This is a genomic window from Marinococcus sp. LNHM3E3-2.2, assembly GCF_056034385.1.
Window position 1 is genome coordinate 83,128 of the sequence record NZ_JBQLIC010000004.1, and the last position, 17,445, is coordinate 100,572.

Here is a 17,445-nt window from a genome sequence, read left to right on the forward strand (position 1 = left end):
CCCCGTGAAGGGCGGTTTATTTTATTTGAAGGCACGTTTGAGTGCGTGAATGATTGTCGCCCACGCCTCAAGTGCGGTTTCTTCATTTCCCATATGGGTAAATCCGTGGCTGGTCGTAGAAAAAGGATAATGCTGCACAGCGACGCCTGCTTTTTCCAGGCGACTTACATATTGCGTCGCCTCCCGGGCGAGCGAATCATATTCAGCAGTGATAACAAGCGCCGGAGGCAGGCCTTCGAGTTGTTCAGCATATAATGGCGAGACGTAGGGGTGACGGGCATCCTGCGGTGTCTGCAGGTAGCTGTCGTTGAAAATCTGCGCAATGTACGGCGGAATGGCGGTCGAATAAGCCGGCTTCTCATAAGGATCCGTCTGCAGGTCCAGAACCGGATAATCAAGAATCTGCAGCTTCGGGAGCCTGTGGCCGGTATCACGCAGCATCATGCTCGCTGTGGCGGCAAGGTTGCCTCCGGCGCTGTGGCCGCCGAGCACGTAGTTATCCATCTGCAGCGACAGGCGCCCGGCATGGGCTGTCAGCCATTCGACAATTTCAAATACTTCAAGCACCGGGGCCGGGAAGCGGGTCTTCGGCGCCAAATGGTAGTCAATGTTTACCACCACACACGGCACTTCAGCGGCAATATATTTGCACCAGCCCGCGTCTTCGCTGGCACTGCCCATCACAAAGCCGCCTCCGTGCAGGTTGATATATACCGGAAGTTTTTTGGAAACGTCCGCAATCGGATAATAAATATGTACCGGTGTGGCTCCAGGTGTCGTTTCGACCAGATACGAGGAGGTGCTGACCGAATCAGCCGGCGGCGGGGTAATATACGACTGGGACTGCTGACTGACGCGTTTTTGAAAAGAGCGCAGCATGGCTGCCTGCGTAGACGTTTTCCATTTGGTCATAAGTAACTGCTTCCTTTCCTGAAAAGTATTAACAATCATATTCCTGTTTTCAGGCAGAAATAAACAGGACACGCCCGTTTAAGGCGTGCCCCGCTTTAAATTTCTTTCTCGCGCTGAGGTCCAAAGGCTTCAACAAGCAGCCAGATGCCGGTGAGAATGTGCATAAACATACCGACAACCGGGATATAGGCGACGACGGACGTAATAATGCCGAGTATGTTGCCTGTTTTCTTTTGTTTGTCATAAATGGACGCGATAAGAGCGATAATATGGACAACAAGCATAATATTCAGCGGCACATAGCCTGTACTGATAATAATGAGCCCGCCTATAATTGGGATACCGAGAAACAGTTCGATCCCGCCAGTGACCCATTTGAGTATTCGGGATACTTCCATGAATGGTTGCCTCCTTTTGATGTGCGTTTACCACTATACGTCTTTTCCCTGTAAAAGGTTTCGTTACGCATGAAAACGCAAAAGGGCTGATCGCTATGGAGAATAAAAAATCAATGTTAAGATAAAAAGAGTATATTATTATGTACCATTTTCCTCGTTTTATTCAGCGGCCTTCTTCTCCACAGTCGGCTTGAATGCTCTCCTATTAATTCACCGTAAAACTATAAAACATAACGCATGCAGGGTATGTGTCATGAAAGGAACGAAACATATTGGACTTTTTGGAAGCAAACGATGGGGCCGTTCTGCTTGTCGGTTTACTGCTGGTGGCCGGAGTTATTGTTGCTAAATTTTCGAACCGGCTCGGTCTGCCTGCCCTCGTGCTGTTTATTCTGATCGGCATGCTGATCGGAAGCGACGGCCTGGAAATTATTTATTTTGATAATGCTGAAGTAGCCCAGCTGGTCGGTATATTTGCCCTTGTGATTATTCTGTTTGAGGGTGGCCTGCAGACAAAATGGGCGACTGTGCGCCGGGTGGCGGTGCCTTCGATTTCGCTTGCTACCGCGGGCGTGGTGATTACCTCCTTATGCGTAGGAGGCATGGCATATCTGCTGCTCGACTTTACCTGGTATGAAGCGCTTCTTCTCGGCTCGATTGTCGGCTCGACCGATGCGGCGGCCGTTTTCGCTGCCCTGAAGGAACGAAATATTAAAGCCAAGCTCGGAGCTACGCTTGAAGCCGAGTCGGGAACGAACGACCCGATGGCTGTTTTTTTAACGATATCTTTTATTGAACTGCTCACAAACATGGATGCCAACATCTGGATGCTCATTCCGTCATTTTTCTGGCAGATCGGGGCAGGCATTGTTTTAGGACTGCTGTTTGGCCGCTTCGCTTCGTTTTCGATCAATCATATCGGTCTTGAATCCAGTGGTCTGTATCCGATCTTTTCGGTGGCCTTTGCGCTTCTGGCCTACAGCGTGACAGCGGCTGTTGGAGCGAGCGGGTTTCTGGCAGTATACATAGCTGCGCTTGTCATCGGCAACTCTGAGCTGACGTTCCGTTACTCGATCTTTCAATTTAATGAAGGGTTCGCCTGGATGAGCCAGATTCTGATGTTTATTATTCTTGGTCTGCTTGCTTTTCCGGGTCAGGTATTTACGGCAGACGTGATGCTTGCCGGCATTGCGCTCTCCTTTGTTCTAATGTTTATCGCACGGCCGCTTGCCGTTTTTATATCTACGGCATTTCTCGGCTATACGATGAAGGAGCGAACGTTTCTCTCCTGGGCGGGCCTGCGCGGAGCGGTGCCGATCGTACTTGCAACGTTTCCCGTGGTCGCCGGTCTCGATAATGCCCAGCTGATTTTTAACCTCGTATTTTTTATCGTGTTGACGTCCGCGCTTATCCAGGGCTCAAGCATCTCCTATGTGGCGAAGCTTCTCCATCTGGTCGGGCCGAAAAAAGAAATACCGTACCATTCCATCGAGCTCGTCAGCATGGGCTCGGCGAATGCGGAAATGGTGCAGTTTGAAGCGAGTGAGGAATCGGCGATTGTAGGGAAACAGCTGTATGAAATCAATTTTCCAAATGATGCGACCGTAAGCGCGATGGTGCGAAATAATGAACTCGTCACCCCGGGCGGTAATACTGAGATCCAGGAAGGAGATTTTCTGTACATTCTCGTTTCCAGACAGCAAAAGGACGATCTGCGTCGGCTGCTCAACCGCAAGAAGCACCCTGAACCTAAGACCTCCCCGTAACGGACCGCTGCCTTCCAGCCTGGAGGGCAGCTTTTTTTGGTATAGGGGAAGCGTTTGCATATAATTTATTGATACAGCAAGCTTTCATTCGTTTTCAATCCTACTGATTTGTATTAAGATAGAACACGTGCAGCTTCAGGAAAATAATGAAAGAACCGAGGCGAGACGGATGTCTATTATTGATATAATTACGCCGGTGTTTATGATGGCCGTGATGGTGGTGATCGGTCTTGTTACCTCTAAAATGATCGATGTATCGGTGGAAACGCGCCGTTTTATCTCCTTTGTGGCTATTAATTTCGCACTTCCGGCTGTAGTCGTATACAGCATTTTTCAGCTCGAATTCAACAGCTCCACCTGGGCGTCATTTGCTATGGTTTATGCTTGCGCGCTCGGGCTTACGTGGACCGGGATGGCTCTTGGCTATTCGATTGGGCGCTCGTTTCATTATACTGACATGGAAGCCCGCCAGCTTGCGATCGTGTCAGGGTGCGGCAATACCGGGTTTATCGGCATTCCGCTCATTACAATTTTGTTTGGAACAGAAGCCGGGTCGTACGCGGCGGTGTATGATGCCGGGACCATGACGAGTGTGTTCACTATTGGTATTCTGCTGCTGAAGCCGGGACGCTTTTCGTTCCGGCAGCTGACAGCCATTTTAAATACGCCATTTTTGACGCTTGTCAGTTCGGTGCTGCTTGCCTCCGCCGGTATTATGCTTCCGATGATTTTTCTCGAAACGGTAAACACCATTTCGGGGCTGGCCGCGCCGCTTGCGATGATTCTGATCGGGCTTTTGATTCCGACGATTACGTCTGCGAACTGGAAAATGGTGAAGACCGGGTACAAGCGGTTTATGGGTACAGCCGTACTCGTGAAGGTATTCGCCGTGCCGGCTGCGGCCTGTCTTCTGGTATGGCTGCTGCCGATTCCGGCGCTTCTCGGTAAAATTATTATCGTGCAGGCGTCGATGCCCACCTTTACACTGGCAACTGTATTATTTGAGCGCTACATTCACGGCGGCTCCAAGCAGCTTGGTATCGTGGCACTGATTGCCACAACGGTCATCAGCCTGCTTCTTTTACCGGTCACCGTGTTTATCGCGCAGCATATCGCCGGATAAGCCGAAGCATCCTGGGTGCTTCGGTTTTTTTATAGAGGAGAACTGGTTAAAGTTTTAGTTAACATATTTTTAAATTTGTAAACTGAAAGCCAGCTTATTTCAAAAGAATGAGAAATATTGAGCGTAAAAAAGCACCGGAGCGGCTGCTCCGGTGCTTTTTTGTATTCGTGCTATTCGTCTTTTTTGATGGCGCGACCCTGCAGGTCGTATTCGCGGTAGCCGGTGTTGGCTTTGAAAAGCACTTTGTCGTAGCGTCCGGATCTCGACTCTTTGGAAACAAGCGTGCCGATCCAGCCGCCGAGAAAGCCGAGCGGTACGGATACGATCGCCGGGTTGGTGAGCGGGAAGATCGCCTCGGCGGCAATAAATGCGCTGCCGTCAGGGTTCATAACGTTCGGGCTGATGGCAACCAGGCCGACTGCGCTGATAAGACCGACTGCAATCGCTGTAATAGCGCCGTTCGTATTGAAACGTCTCCAGTAAATTGTGTACACAATAACCGGGAGGTTCGCACTGGCGGCTACACAGAAGGCGAGTGCCACAAGAAAGGCTACGTTTAAGTTCTGCGCAAAGATCGCAAGCGCAATGGAGAGAATAGCCACTGTCAGTGAAGCAGTACGGGCTGCGACTACCTGCTCGCGTTCGGATACTTTCCCTTTTTTAATGATCTGTCCGTACAGGTCGTGGGCGAAGGCACTGGCTCCGGAAAGCACGAGGCCTGCTACCACGGCGAGAATAGTCGCAAATGCTACGGCACAGACGAAGGAGAACAGCAGATCGCCGCCGAGCGCCTGGGCAAGAAGCGGTGCAGCCATGTTACCGGCCGGGTTGGCATCAATGATTTCTGTTCGACCGACAAAAATCGCTGCGCCAAAGCCTAAGCAGACGGTTAAGAGATAAAAGATACCAACAATCCAAGTAGCTGTAACAACCGAGCTCCGCGCTGTTTTCGCATCTTTAACAGTGAAAAAGCGCATGAGAATGTGTGGAAGACCGGCTGTACCAAGTACGAGTGCAATCATGAGAGACAGTGAATCAAGCGGCAGGTTATCCTGCTGTCCCGGATTCAGGAAATTGGTTCCGGCAGGTGTAGCCTGTCCTGCTTCCCGGAACATAGCAATGACGTTAAAGTTAAACTGCCAAAGAACCATGATGGAAATAATCAGTGTACCAATCATAAGTAGTACAGCTTTTGTGATCTGTACCCAGCTGGTGGCAGTCATGCCGCCAAACAGCACGTATGTGGTCATCATGACACCTACGAGAATAACGGCCCAAATGTAAGGGATGCCAAACAGCAGTTGAATTAAAGCTCCTGCCCCTACGAGCTGGGCAATCATGTAGAAAATGACAATGGTGATTGTACTAAATGCCGCTGCCCCGCGGATTTTTTTCGCATCGAAACGCGCATTCAGCATGTCAGCAAGCGTAAACTGGCCAAGGTTACGAAGCGGTTCAGCGACCACAAACATAACGACAAGGTAAGCAACTAAGTAACCGATGCTGAAAAGAAAACCGTCAAAGCCGTATAGGGCGATGGCACCGGCAATCCCGAGAAAGGAAGCAGCTGATAAGTAGTCCCCTGAAATCGCAAGGCCGTTCTGCCAGCCGGTCAGTCCGCCGCCGGCTGTATAGAAGTCACTGGCCGAGCTGGTTTTTTTCGCTGAAAAGTACGTAATGACGAGGGTGAGGCTGACTATTGCAAGAAATAGGATTATGACTGTTGCATTCATGAATGATCCCCCTTAGCTTTGCGTTCTTCTTCTTCGATGATAGCTTCGGCGTCTTTATCGAATTTGGCGGATTTACGTACGTAAAGAATACAGAGTGTCCAGGTCATGGCAAACTGCGCAAAAGCGAGAATCCAGGCCCAGGTGATTGGTCCGATTGCCGAATTGTTCAGCACGTCCGAGGTAAGAATTAAAACCGGAAGAGCCAGGTAAAATAGCAGGAAGAACACCGTTAAGGGCGCAATAAATTTTCTTTTTTTCGACATGAGGTTTTTAAACTTAGGGTTTTCCACAGCTTCGGAATATTTTACTCCGCCGCCAGAGGTAAAGGTTTCGTTGGTTGCATCAGACTCTTTTTCGACAGGCATATTTTTTCCTCCTTTTTCAAATAAAGTTCAATTAGCGTAAGGTAAGAGTATCGACAGAAACGACATGCAGCAGAAAGGAAGGAGACAAATTAAACTTATAATATGAAAGCGCTTCCGTCAATCGAAAATGTCAGAAAAAATCCAAAATTGTTGCATAACAGTAGGTTAGAAACATAAATTAGTTCGAAACTCCTAGTTAATAATTCCGGCGACAAAAATCTTTCATGAAAATAGGCTAAGACCGCGTTATTCGTTATAATAAGTCATGAACGAAAGGACGGGGTAATGGTGTGGGAAAAACAGTTTGAAAGTGAAAAATGGATCAAGCAGCAAATTGCTCAGTTGTACAACAGTGTGAACCAGGAGATGTACGATGTTGGGGTGAAAACGTTAAAGGTCGAGCTGTTACAGCACAAGTGTATTATTTTTGGAGAGCATAAAAGAGTGCCCGCGCTGCGGGCGCTCGAACAGCGCAATGAGGCTCTGACCAGCCAGGTGGATGCGGCACTGGTGGACGAATTCAAGAAGCGGCTGCATCATCTGCTGGTCCAGGAGCTGAATTTGCCGGTAAGAACTGTATTGAAGGATTTTGATCCTGTATCAGGGGCTGCGGCGACCGTTATTTACCTGGAAGAAAAATCGCGTTAGATTATATGACATCCTTCCTTACAGGCTGCCTGGATAGAAGTAAAATAAATACAAATAGTTAAGAAGAAGACCTGCTGTAGACCGGCAGTTCTTCTCTTTCCATCCAGACGGAAGCTTGATTCCTGTTAAACGGGAATGAAGAGGCCGGAGAAACGCAGGAGCAGATACCTGTGCCTTTCTCCGGCTTTTTTTTATAAAAGGAGCGAGATGCATGGACCATCTGCATGATATTATTCCGCAGCTTTCTGCAGGCGAAAAACAAATACTGGCGACGATTACGAATGTGGAGGGGTCGGCGTACCGTAAGGAAGGTACGTCCATGCTGTTAAAGGCAGACGGAAGCTCTGTGGGTATGCTGAGTTCGGGCTGCCTTGAAGGGGATCTGCATTGCCGGATTGAGGACGTGCATGCAGAGGGAGCACAAGTGGTTTCGTATGACATGCGGGGCTACGAAGAGCTTTCCTGGGGAGAAGGCACGGGGTGCAACGGAGTGATTGAAGTGCTGCTTGAACCGGTAACGGACGAGCTGGAAGCCTCTATGCGCAGCATGCACGCTTTCGTGAAACAGGGAGAAGCAGTGCTGAGGTGGGCCACGACTACAGAGAGCGGATGGTTCGTCTGCGGCGGGGAACCGGACGAAAAGGCAGAACAGTTAGCCGAGCAGGCGGCTGTGATGAAGCGTGGGAGCGGCCGTTCTTCTGTTTCAGACAGCCGGGGCGAAAAAATATTTGTCCAGAAGATCCTGCCAAGGCCGAGACTGTTTATTTTCGGTGCCGGCCCGGATGCACTTCCGCTTGTACAAATGGCGGCGCGGTGCCGGTACGAGGTAACGGTTCTCGACTGGCGCCTGGCTGCCCTGAAAACAGTCAGAAATGAGGTTCCGGAGGCCGGAAGGGTGCGCGGGTTTCCCCATGAATGGTGGTCGGAGACGGTGTTTCGCCGCGGAGATATGGCGGTGATTATGACTCATCATTTTGAAAGAGACAGAGAGGCGCTGACGCATCTTTTGCAGCAGCCAATGGCATATATTGGTGTACTCGGTTCAAAGGCGAGAACGAAACGCCTGCTGCAGACAGAGGTACTGCCGGAGATTGTTACAACCCCTATCGGTTTGTCGATCGGAGCAGAAGGCCCTGAAGAAATTGCGGTAAGCGTGATCGGAGAGCTGATTGCTCTTCAAAACGCCGCAAAAACTGGAGAGGTGATGGCATGAAAACGGCGGTAATTTATTTAGCAGCAGGGAAAAGCTCCCGCATGGGCCACAACAAACTCGAAAAACCGTGGAGAAATACGACGCTCGGGAGCAGTGCGCTGCAGCAGGTGCTAAAGAGCAGCGCAGAGGAAGTTATCGTCGTGACGAATCAGTCTGTATGGATAGATAACAGAATATTCGAACAAAATAAACGTCCGGTGCGTCTTGCAGCCAGTCCGCTGGCAGTGAACGGGCAGGCATATTCCCTCCGGGCTGGAGTGAACGAAGCAGTACGTATTGGAGCGGAGGCGGTTCTCGTTGTACTTGCCGATCAGCCCGGTCTGACAGCGGAGACGATTGACCGGTTAATAGCGCAGGCACAGATACAGACGTGCGATTTTACCGGGATGTGGACCGGCAGGCATTACCAGCCGCCTATGCTGTTTAAAAAACAAATGTTTGCTGCTCTGCAGAGTGTGGAGGGTGACCGCGGGGCTGCTTCTATTCTGCGAAGGACGCATACGTGGACAGGAAGCCCGTACGTAGGCTTTAGGCAATTCGAGCAGCTTGACGTTGACACCGAGGAGGAATACAGATGGATGCTGCACACACACCAGTAACGCCGGTGGTATGGATGCCGGAAACGGTACAGGAAGCTTTTGCTCTGTATCAGGAATATTTTCCTGATGCGGAATGGATTGCCGGAGGCACGTGGCGGCAGGTCGAGCGGGAAAAAGGGAGGGCGTTTACCGGCAATGTGATCGTGCTTGAGCGTATATTCGGGCTCTCTTCTCTGCAGGAAGAAGAAAAGTACGTACGGATCGGAGCCTGTATGACACTCGAACAATTAATAGAGGAACCGGTTATTTCCCGGGAAATACTGGGGGAAACGCTGCGGCGGATTGCTGCTCCGGCTGTCCGTACGCGGGGCACCATCGGCGGCAACATTATGTACGGCCACGGAGATACCCTGCCGGCACTGATTGCGTTGCAGGCTGAGCTCGAAATCTGGAACGGGGAATCGTATGCCCGTATTTCAGTGGAAGAAGCAGCTTCCTATGACGGTATATTTCTATTAACAGCTGTGCTGCTGCCAAAAACGCTGGAAAAAGGACCGGACAGCATACACTTTTTTGAAAAAATCGGACGCAGGGAAGCATTCACTGCCTCGCTCCTTGCTGTAAGCGGCTGCGCCCGCAGGCAGGGAGACGGAAGCATGAGGGCGAGGCTTGCGTTAGTAGGCGGAAAAGACGCCCCGGTGCGGCTTCGCTATGCAGAAGCATGTGTGGCCGAATCCGGATGGACCCCGGAAGCGTTCTTTGAGGCTCTTGCAGCTGATTATCAGCCGGAGGATGAACCGTTTTCTTCAGGAAACTACCGCCTGCAGGCGGCTGCCCACTTATTTTTATCCCACCTGTGGCTCGAAGATAATGCAGAAAAGGGAGGTGTGCATAAAACATGAAACAGCCAGAAAATCAGCGCCGGCCGGACGCTGTACCGAAAGTAACCGGAGCCTTGAAGTATTTAACCGACCGTTTTGAAGAAAATATGCTGATCGGAAAAGTGCTGCGAAGCGAATACCCGCACGCCCGTATTAAAAGAATCGATACGTCAGCGGCCGAAGCGCTGGCGGGCGTTCATGCGGTGCTGACACATCATGATGTGCCGGGGCTAAACCGCTTTGGCATCGTTATGCCGGACCAGCCCGTATTTTGTGAAGACAGAGTACGCTATACGGGAGATGCAATAGCCGCAGTGGCAGCAGACTCAAAAGAAACGGCAGATCAGGCCCTGGCAGCCGTAGTAGTGGAATACGAGCCGCTGGCTGTGCTTGATTCGATCGGAAAAGCGCTGGCTCCCGAAGCTGAACAGCTGCACGAAAATGGGAACATCCTGCATGAAGCTTCCTATACACGCGGGGATCTGCAGGAGGGCTTTACGGGCTGTACCTGTATTGTCGAAGAGACGTATCAGCTGCCCCGTCAGATGCATGGCTATATGGAAACGGAGGGCGGGGTGGTTGTCCCGGAAAAAGATGGGGGCATTTCCGTATACATGGCTACACAGCACGGGTTTAAAGATCGTTTTCAGCTGTCGAGAATTCTGGACGCTCCGGAAGAGAAGATACGCATCATTTCAAGTCCAATCGGAGGGTCGTTTGGCGGCAAGGATGAGCTGAACCTGCAGCCGTACGGGGCCCTGCTGGCACTGAAAACAGGGCGTCCGGTGCGGGTGCATAACACCCGGGAAGAGTCGATACGGGCAGGATTGAAGCGCCACCCGATGACAATTACGATGCGGACAGGCGCTGATGATAGCGGACGCATACTCGCGCATGAAACAACTATTTATGCGGATACCGGGGCTTATGCCACCCTCGGCCCGGCGATTCTGGACTTTGCTGTCGAGCATGCCAGCGGGCTGTATCCCATCCCAAACATTACGACCACCGGTGTTTCCGTGTTTACAAATAATGGCGTAGCTGGGGAATTTCGCGGTTTTGGCGGCAATCAGGTAACGTTTGCGCTTGAGGGGCAGATGGACCGGCTGGCAGAAAAGCTTGGAATGGAAGGGACGAAGCTGCGGGCCAAAAATATGAGAAAGCCTTCAGACGCCGGCCCGCTTGGCCAGGAAATTGCTCCGACGGACGGTGGACAAATGATACTTGAAGACGTCACCGCCTGGCAGCAGCTGCCGCTGAGTAATGCGGGAGAAACCCTCTGGGTGAAAAAAGGCCGGGGCGGTGCTGTATCCATGCACGGAGGCGGTCTTGGCTACGGACGGCTGGACCCTTCCGGCGGGCGGCTTGCTCTTACAAAGGATGGAAAGCTTGAAGCTGCTTTCGGGTTTGAAGAATGCGGCCAGGGCATTACAGCCGTAATTGAAACGGTGATGAAAGACACATTTTCCTGCAAGGAAGAGGATATTGAAATAACAATCGGTGATACAAATAAAGTGCCGGTTTCAGGTTCAACGACCGCTTCACGCGGCACGAGTATGGTCTGGACAGCAGTGGAAAACATGAAGACCTCCTTTCGCAGACAGCTGCTTAGTGAAGCATCGAGAGTAACCGGTACGGCTGCAGCAGAGTTATACCTGGAGACAGGAGGCATTCATAAAAGAGGCGCAGAGCCCTCGCTCTTTTTAAGCTACAGGGCGTTGGCAGAATATGTACAGGACGGGGATATTGAGACGCACACGTCGTTTGATTTTCCGGTGACGCCGGATGAAGTTGACTCCGGTCATTATTTGTATTCCTTTGGCGGTGTAAGCGCAGAGGTAGAGGTAAACCTTTTAACCGGCACCGTGCGGGTGCTTGATTTGAAACAGTCTGTATCGGCGGGGCCGGTCATGTATCCGCAGGGGTACAGGGGACAGATTGAAGGCGGCGGCATCATGGCGCTCGGGTACACGTTGATGGAGGACGCCGTGATGAACGGAGGGCACTATCAGACGGAAAACTTCGATACGTACTTGATGCCGGGAGTAAAGGACCTGCCGGATAATGTGACGGTAAAGCCGCGTGAAGAAGTGATGGAAGGGGACATTCACGGACCAAGGGGCGTCGGGGAAATAGGAACAATTGCAGTGGCGCCGGCCATTGCGGAAGCTATTTACCAGGCCATTGGAGCCCGTCCGGAAAAGCTTCCTGTTTCCAGAGAGTGGGTACTGCAACAGATTCAGCAAAGGGGGCTTCTGCCTTGGAACAAACCAGAAAAGATTCCCGGGGGATAGAGCACCGGCAGGGCACATACGCGTGTACCTTCCGGGTCAACGGTGAAGAAGTGAGTGTCGATGCTTTTCCGATGGACCGGGTCGTCGACCTTTTAAGAGACCGGCTGCATGAAACAGGCACGAAAATTTCCTGCGGCATCGGCCGGTGCGGTGCATGTTCGATCTGGGTGGACGGCAGGCTCACAAGCTCGTGTCTGCTGCTTGCCTACCAGGTGGAAGGAAAAGAAGTGACGACTATCGGGGGCATGGGTACAGAGGAGCGCTGCAGTATAGTACAGGAAGCATTTATGAATGAAGGAGGCTTTCAGTGCGGCTACTGCACGCCGGGCATGATCATGGCCGCGGAGTCGCTGCTCAGGCATACGCCGGACCCGGACGATGAAGAGATCCGGGAAGGGCTGGCCGGAAACATATGCAGATGTACCGGCTACAGCGGCATCATCCGGGCGGTGAAAGCAGCCGCCGCCAATCTCCAGTAATAAATCAGGCCCGGGCTTTTTGCATGCCTGCATAGATTAAAAAACCATACAAAAAGCCGGCATTCCCAAGCTTGCCGGCTTCCCCCTGTTATATCTTTATTTACGTTACTTTCCGGAGTGGTATAACGGTCTTGTATCTGCGGGACACAGTATCATACGCCTGCAAAAGCCTTCGCATTACTTCCACTTTCTTCTCTGAGTCGACGCCCTGATCCAGAATCGTACGGGATAACTCCATGAAGCTCTGATGCGGATCATCAGAAGATTCAAGCAATTCCACATAAAGCGTCTCATTTTTCTCCGGCACTGCCATTCGCCCCCTCTTAACACTTTTTACACCATTGTCGAAAGGAAAAGTTCGTTACAGTTACCGTACCACGATATAAATTTGGAAGAAATGCTAAATAAGTAACAATTCTAATTACAGATAGCGTGCTTGAGGGGATCCCGGTCTGATAAAAGAGGCAGCAAATGCAGGCCGCATTTATAGTATTGTACTAAAATATATGCGTTAAATGCTTTAGTATCAACACTTCACTGTTTTGGGTAAAAACGGAATACAATAATCATAAAAAAGCGCAGGCGGGAACTAGGTCCTGCTTTCAAGAATAAAGCCCTATCTTTTTTTCAAGGTGCCTGAAAAGCATGCTGATGCATAGTAAAATGTGAAAATACTGGTATATAAGTAATTTTGAGATAAAGAAACTAAAAAGTACGAGGAAAGTATTAAATATGCATTTTAAAGGACTATTTACCTGTTTTCACCTTTTTCTTTATCGAAAAAATCGATATTTGGAGTTTTTTGCACGCTTTTAATTGAAAAAAAGCTCCCTTGGTTAAAATGTGCAAAAAATTTACAAATATTAATGCTTTAGAGTGCTTTGAAAAGACGGCTCCAGAAGCAGAGCTTTTCAAGTAAACATTCATATGACTGATGTATATATAGTTATATTTAGTAATTGGAACATATTAATATATATAAGGAGTTAATTACTTCTTAACAGGTTTTTTCGCTTCCCAGCCGGAATAACGCGTGCTAAAATAATTTTTGTGTGAAATTTTCGGTAGGGAAGGGGGGAGAAATAATGGAGTATATCTTGATGGCTGCATTGGCCTGGTTTATGGGTTATTTTCCACTGTTTGAAATTTACATTGCAGTACCTGCAGCGATGGGGGCAGGATTTGATCCTGTATCGGCTGTTTTGTGGGCGGCTGTAGGAAACTTTATGGCGGTGCCGACCGTGACGCTTTTTTATCGCCAGCTGGAGAGAGTCAGCTTTTTCTCCAATTGGATGAAAAAATTGGCCGGCAACCGGTTCCGGGGCAAAATAGAGCAGTACGGAGGCTGGGTTATTCTGCTGCTGGCGCCGATTGCAGGCGTCTGGGCCATTGCCGTGATTGCCAAAGCCATCGGCATGTCAAAGCGGACATTGTTTCTCTCCACCGGTACGAGTATTCTCATTTACGGTATTGCCATTGCCGGGTCAATGCAGCTTGGCCTCGGTTGGTTTTAAGGTCTAAAACAGCAAAAAGGCCGGCAGCACGCAAAATCATGCGGCTGCCGGCCTTTTTATGGTTAAATCATTTCTTCGCGCCGGTGCTTGTTCCCGCGCCGGTTGATCTGCCAAATCCGATACAGGTTGGTAACGACCACTTTTATGAGGGCGTACGCCGGTATAGCGAGAATCAGGCCAAGGAGTCCGAACATGCTGCTTGCAAACAGCAGGACGAAAATGACGGTGACGGGGTGCACCTTCAGCACACGTCCCATAACCTGCGGAGAGATTAGGTTGGATTCAAACTGCTGGATAACAACGACACCGAGAATAACGAGCAGCGCGGTAATCGGGGATTGAAATAACCCGACGATTACGGCTGGTATTGTGCCGATAAACGGTCCGACAAATGGAACGAGGTTCGTCAGCATACAGATGATGCCGAGAATGAGCACGTAGTCGAGACCGATAATCCAGAAAAGGATCATGGAAAGAATACCCACGATAAAGCTGACGGTAATCTGTCCCTGAATATAGTTCGCAAGCGCACGGTCCATATCCTGTAAAATTTTGTGTACCTCCGGGCGATGTTCACGATCCACAAATTTCAGCATAAAGCCTGGAAGCTTATGGCCTTCGCGCAGAATATAGAAAAGCACAAACGGAATAACAAACAGGATAACAAAGAAACTGACGATGGCACTCCCTATTGTAACTATTGTTGAAACAAGCGAATCCGTGATCGTACTGGCTGAATTCTGCAGCTGGGAGCCAAGAGAATCCATAGAGATGTCATTCCCCTGCATTATTGGCTGTATAGCCGGATGGTTCTGGTTGTTCATGATAAAGGACTGTACCTGTTCAAAGTAGCGGGGAATCTGGTTGATCAGCTGATTAAACTGGCTGGCAATAATCGGGCCGATTAAATTTATAATCAAAGCAATGACACCGACAAGCACACCGTACAAAAGCAGGATGGACAATGAACGGGGTATGTACTTGGAGATCATAGTAACAAACGGCCGGAACAAATAGCTTAAAATGCCGGAAATAATAATGGGAGCGGCGAGCGTTCCTACTAATACGAATAAGGGCTGAAAAATATAGTCTACCTGCCGGGCCATAAAGGCAATGGCTAAAAAGACCAGTATACCTAACGATACACGAAACCATTTGTATTGGTACATGTTTTACAATCACCACTCTTTTCTTAATAAGGGATAAACGAAAATCAAGACGTTTGTACACGTTCCCTTCATTATACAGGCGGAAACATAAAACTGTACTTAATGGGAGCAAAATTTTTCTAAAAAAGCATAAAAAAGCACCCGTCCCGAATGAGAACAGGTGCCGTATTCTGCTTTACTGAGTGGCGGAGGCGGCGGAAAGATCTTTTAATTCCGGAGTCAGTACTTCTTCCGTTTCCGGGCTGAAGAAGTGGCAGCGGTCCATATTGAAGAAAAGGTCGAGTTTGTCTCCGGCATGAATGCTGCTGTTCGCATCCACGCGGGCAATAACCTGTTTGCCGTTAACGCTGGTGTAAAGCATGGACTCTGCCCCGTTCATTTCAGCTACTTCAATATCAAGGTTCAGTTTATTTTTCGAGGAAGTAGTACCACCCATTACATGGTGGATGTCTTCCGGACGAATGCCGAAGGTTACTTTGTCATCTGCAAATCCGCGGTCCCGCAGCGTCTGCATTTTGTTTTCCGGGATTTCAAGCTTATGTTCGCCAAGTTCAAGGATATTGCCGTTGATCTGTCCCTCGAGGAAGTTCATCGCTGGTGAGCCGATGAAACCGCCTACAAAAACGTTAGCAGGGTGATCGTATACTTCTTTAGGAGAGCCTACCTGCTGCACCACGCCGTCTTTCATAATAACGATACGGGTCGCCATGGTCATAGCCTCTGTCTGGTCGTGCGTTACATAAACCGTTGTACTGTTTAAGCGGCGGTGAAGCTTAATGATTTCTGTACGCATCTGTACACGAAGCTTCGCATCCAGGTTGGAAAGCGGCTCGTCCATCAGAAATACTTTAGGGTCGCGGACGATGGCACGTCCAAGAGCAACACGCTGACGCTGACCACCGGAGAGCGCTTTTGGTTTACGGTCAAGGTAGTCTGTCAGCCCGAGGATATCGGCTGCGTTTTTTACACGCTGGTCAATGTCATCTTTTTTGAACTTACGGAGCTTCAGGCCAAAAGCCATATTGTTGTATACGTTCATGTGCGGATACAGGGCGTAGTTCTGGAACACCATCGCGATATCGCGGTCTTTTGGAGAAACGTCGTTGACGCGCTCATCTCCGATATATAAATCGCCGTCCGTAATATCCTCGAGTCCGGCAATCATGCGGAGAGTAGTGGATTTCCCGCAACCCGAAGGGCCGACGAAAACGATAAATTCCTTGTCCTCAACATCAAGATTAAAATCATCTACTGCAGTAACGTCACCATCGTATGTTTTTGTAATGTGATTCATGCGGATACCAGCCATAATAAGTTCGCTCCTTTTGAAGAAGGTTTATGTTATCTGTTGCTTATATTAAAGAAAACGCTTACAGATTAATATAGACAACCTGAACAAAGTTAACAAAAGAAATGTTGTGCAAGGTGAATAGAAAGGCGCAGGGTGTTTGATCACCATCCCTGACGGCTCGTCGGTTTCAGACGGATTGAGACGAAGTCACAAACGCTCTGAAATCACGAACGGACGGGGATGGTAACACCCGGAGCTGGACAAAAGAAAAGCGCAGGGTGTTTATTTAAAGGATATTCGACTAAAATCGCTACATCCTGCAGCAACATCGAACTGACCGGCGTCATGCCGGCTAGCTGCGTAAAAATCCGCCTTCGGAGTGGATAACCTGGCCGACGATCCAGTCCGACTCGTCTGACAACAGAAAGGCGATTGCTTTGGCTGCGTCTTCCGGCTGTCCAATCCGGCCTTTACTGAATTTTTTCGACAGCTCTTTTTCCATAGCCGGATCCATCCATCCGGTGTTCGTCGGCCCCGGATTGACGGCGTTAACGTTGATATCATGCGGTGCGAGCTCGGCAGCCAGGGATTCGGTAAATGCCCGCACCGCTGCTTTCGTAGATACGTAGGCAATTTCGTTTACCATCGGTCCGAGATCCTGTCCGGAGGTCAGGTTTACGATCTTTCCGGTGATACCAAAATCAATCCACCGCTGGGCGATTTTCGTGGTAAGCAGAAAAGGGGTACGCATATTAACGTAATAATGCTCATCAAGCGATTCCCCGTTCAGGCGCTCGTAGCTGTCGTTGGCTGAATAGGCAGCGTTATTGACGAGTGCGGTCGGGAACAGCGGCAGCTCGTTCAGCTGATCGAGGAGTTCATCCGGCGCGCCCGGATTCGAGAAATCGGCTTCGATATAATAAATTTCGATGCCCTGGTTTTCGAGATGCAGTTTAAATTCTGCCGCCCAGTCGATGTCTGAGCCCCAGGTAGTGAAAATAATATTTTCTCCCCGCTCGGCAAGCAGACGGCAGACGGCAGCACCGATTCCCTGATCATGGCTCACGCCGGTTACTAGTGTTGTCATGGTATCGTCCTCCTTGAGCTTCTCTTCTTTTAA

At 49.8% G+C, this 17,445-nt stretch carries 17 protein-coding genes; 9 read left to right on the forward strand and 8 right to left on the reverse strand.

Features of this window, described 5'->3' with window-relative positions:
- Positions 1 to 21: 21 nt before the first annotated feature.
- Together ACTRXF_RS07260 and ACTRXF_RS07265 are read right to left on the reverse strand one after the other, a co-directional pair.
- Positions 22 to 912: an alpha/beta hydrolase gene (locus ACTRXF_RS07260; RefSeq protein WP_474261578.1), complete on the reverse strand. Its 891-nt coding sequence runs from the start codon at positions 910 to 912 to the stop codon at positions 22 to 24.
- 95 nt (positions 913 to 1,007) lie between these two features.
- Entirely contained in the window at positions 1,008 to 1,310 is a 303-nt protein-coding gene (locus ACTRXF_RS07265) for a hypothetical protein (RefSeq protein WP_474261577.1), read from the reverse strand.
- Between the two features lie 272 nt (positions 1,311 to 1,582).
- Here ACTRXF_RS07265 and ACTRXF_RS07270 point away from each other — a divergent pair, with 272 nt between their 5' ends.
- Positions 1,583 to 3,076: a potassium/proton antiporter gene (locus tag ACTRXF_RS07270; RefSeq protein ID WP_474261576.1), complete on the forward strand. Its 1,494-nt coding sequence runs from the start codon at positions 1,583 to 1,585 to the stop codon at positions 3,074 to 3,076.
- A gap of 169 nt (positions 3,077 to 3,245) precedes the next feature.
- Positions 3,246 to 4,199: an AEC family transporter gene (locus ACTRXF_RS07275; protein WP_474261575.1), complete on the forward strand. Its 954-nt coding sequence runs from the start codon at positions 3,246 to 3,248 to the stop codon at positions 4,197 to 4,199.
- A 170-nt stretch (positions 4,200 to 4,369) separates the two neighbouring features.
- Here the strand turns inward: ACTRXF_RS07275 and ACTRXF_RS07280 are convergent, their stop codons facing one another.
- The gene (locus ACTRXF_RS07280; RefSeq protein WP_474261574.1) at positions 4,370 to 5,932 is read right to left on the reverse strand and encodes a solute symporter family protein; all 1,563 of its coding nucleotides are present in this window, start codon (positions 5,930 to 5,932) and stop codon (positions 4,370 to 4,372) included.
- Positions 5,929 to 6,297: a DUF485 domain-containing protein gene (locus ACTRXF_RS07285; RefSeq protein ID WP_474261573.1), complete on the reverse strand. Its 369-nt coding sequence runs from the start codon at positions 6,295 to 6,297 to the stop codon at positions 5,929 to 5,931. Before ACTRXF_RS07285 ends, ACTRXF_RS07280 begins: the two co-directional genes overlap by 4 nt.
- A 285-nt stretch (positions 6,298 to 6,582) precedes the next feature.
- On the opposite strand from ACTRXF_RS07285, the gene ACTRXF_RS07290 reads away from it, so the two are divergent.
- From ACTRXF_RS07290 to ACTRXF_RS07315, 6 genes are all read left to right on the forward strand, one after another.
- The gene (locus tag ACTRXF_RS07290) at positions 6,583 to 6,945 is read left to right on the forward strand and encodes a Na-translocating system protein MpsC family protein (protein ID WP_474261572.1); all 363 of its coding nucleotides are present in this window, start codon (positions 6,583 to 6,585) and stop codon (positions 6,943 to 6,945) included.
- A 211-nt stretch (positions 6,946 to 7,156) separates the two neighbouring features.
- Positions 7,157 to 8,158 carry an XdhC family protein gene (locus ACTRXF_RS07295; RefSeq protein ID WP_474261571.1) on the forward strand — a complete coding sequence of 334 codons (1,002 nt, stop codon included), beginning with the start codon at positions 7,157 to 7,159 and terminating at the stop codon, positions 8,156 to 8,158.
- On the forward strand, positions 8,155 to 8,757 hold the full coding sequence (locus ACTRXF_RS07300) for a nucleotidyltransferase family protein (RefSeq protein WP_474261570.1): 603 nt from the start codon (positions 8,155 to 8,157) through the stop codon (positions 8,755 to 8,757). The genes ACTRXF_RS07295 and ACTRXF_RS07300 overlap by 4 nt, the downstream gene beginning before the upstream one ends.
- A complete protein-coding gene (locus ACTRXF_RS07305; RefSeq protein ID WP_474261569.1) occupies positions 8,733 to 9,599 on the forward strand; it encodes an FAD binding domain-containing protein in 867 nt (288 codons plus the stop codon). The genes ACTRXF_RS07300 and ACTRXF_RS07305 overlap by 25 nt, the downstream gene beginning before the upstream one ends.
- A complete protein-coding gene (pucD, locus tag ACTRXF_RS07310; protein WP_474261568.1) occupies positions 9,596 to 11,872 on the forward strand; it encodes a xanthine dehydrogenase subunit D in 2,277 nt (758 codons plus the stop codon). Before ACTRXF_RS07305 ends, pucD begins: the two co-directional genes overlap by 4 nt.
- The gene (locus tag ACTRXF_RS07315; protein ID WP_474261671.1) at positions 11,869 to 12,351 is read left to right on the forward strand and encodes a (2Fe-2S)-binding protein; all 483 of its coding nucleotides are present in this window, start codon (positions 11,869 to 11,871) and stop codon (positions 12,349 to 12,351) included. The genes pucD and ACTRXF_RS07315 overlap by 4 nt, the downstream gene beginning before the upstream one ends.
- A 100-nt stretch (positions 12,352 to 12,451) precedes the next feature.
- On the opposite strand, the gene ACTRXF_RS07320 is transcribed toward ACTRXF_RS07315, so the two are convergent.
- Positions 12,452 to 12,658 (reverse strand): hypothetical protein, encoded by a 207-nt coding sequence (locus tag ACTRXF_RS07320; RefSeq protein ID WP_474261567.1) that lies wholly within the window; start codon positions 12,656 to 12,658, stop codon positions 12,452 to 12,454.
- 778 nt (positions 12,659 to 13,436) lie between these two features.
- On the opposite strand from ACTRXF_RS07320, the gene ACTRXF_RS07325 reads away from it, so the two are divergent.
- Positions 13,437 to 13,865, forward strand: coding sequence for a small multi-drug export protein (locus ACTRXF_RS07325; protein WP_474261566.1), 429 nt, complete (start codon positions 13,437 to 13,439; stop codon positions 13,863 to 13,865).
- A gap of 62 nt (positions 13,866 to 13,927) precedes the next feature.
- On the opposite strand, the gene ACTRXF_RS07330 is transcribed toward ACTRXF_RS07325, so the two are convergent.
- From ACTRXF_RS07330 to ACTRXF_RS07340, 3 genes are all read right to left on the reverse strand, one after another.
- Positions 13,928 to 15,034 carry an AI-2E family transporter gene (locus ACTRXF_RS07330; RefSeq protein WP_474261565.1) on the reverse strand — a complete coding sequence of 369 codons (1,107 nt, stop codon included), beginning with the start codon at positions 15,032 to 15,034 and terminating at the stop codon, positions 13,928 to 13,930.
- A gap of 175 nt (positions 15,035 to 15,209) precedes the next feature.
- Positions 15,210 to 16,343: an ABC transporter ATP-binding protein gene (locus tag ACTRXF_RS07335; protein ID WP_474261564.1), complete on the reverse strand. Its 1,134-nt coding sequence runs from the start codon at positions 16,341 to 16,343 to the stop codon at positions 15,210 to 15,212.
- A 334-nt stretch (positions 16,344 to 16,677) separates the two neighbouring features.
- Complete coding sequence (locus tag ACTRXF_RS07340; protein ID WP_474261563.1) at positions 16,678 to 17,412, reverse strand: SDR family oxidoreductase; 735 nt, start codon at positions 17,410 to 17,412, stop codon at positions 16,678 to 16,680.
- Positions 17,413 to 17,445 lie beyond the last annotated feature (33 nt).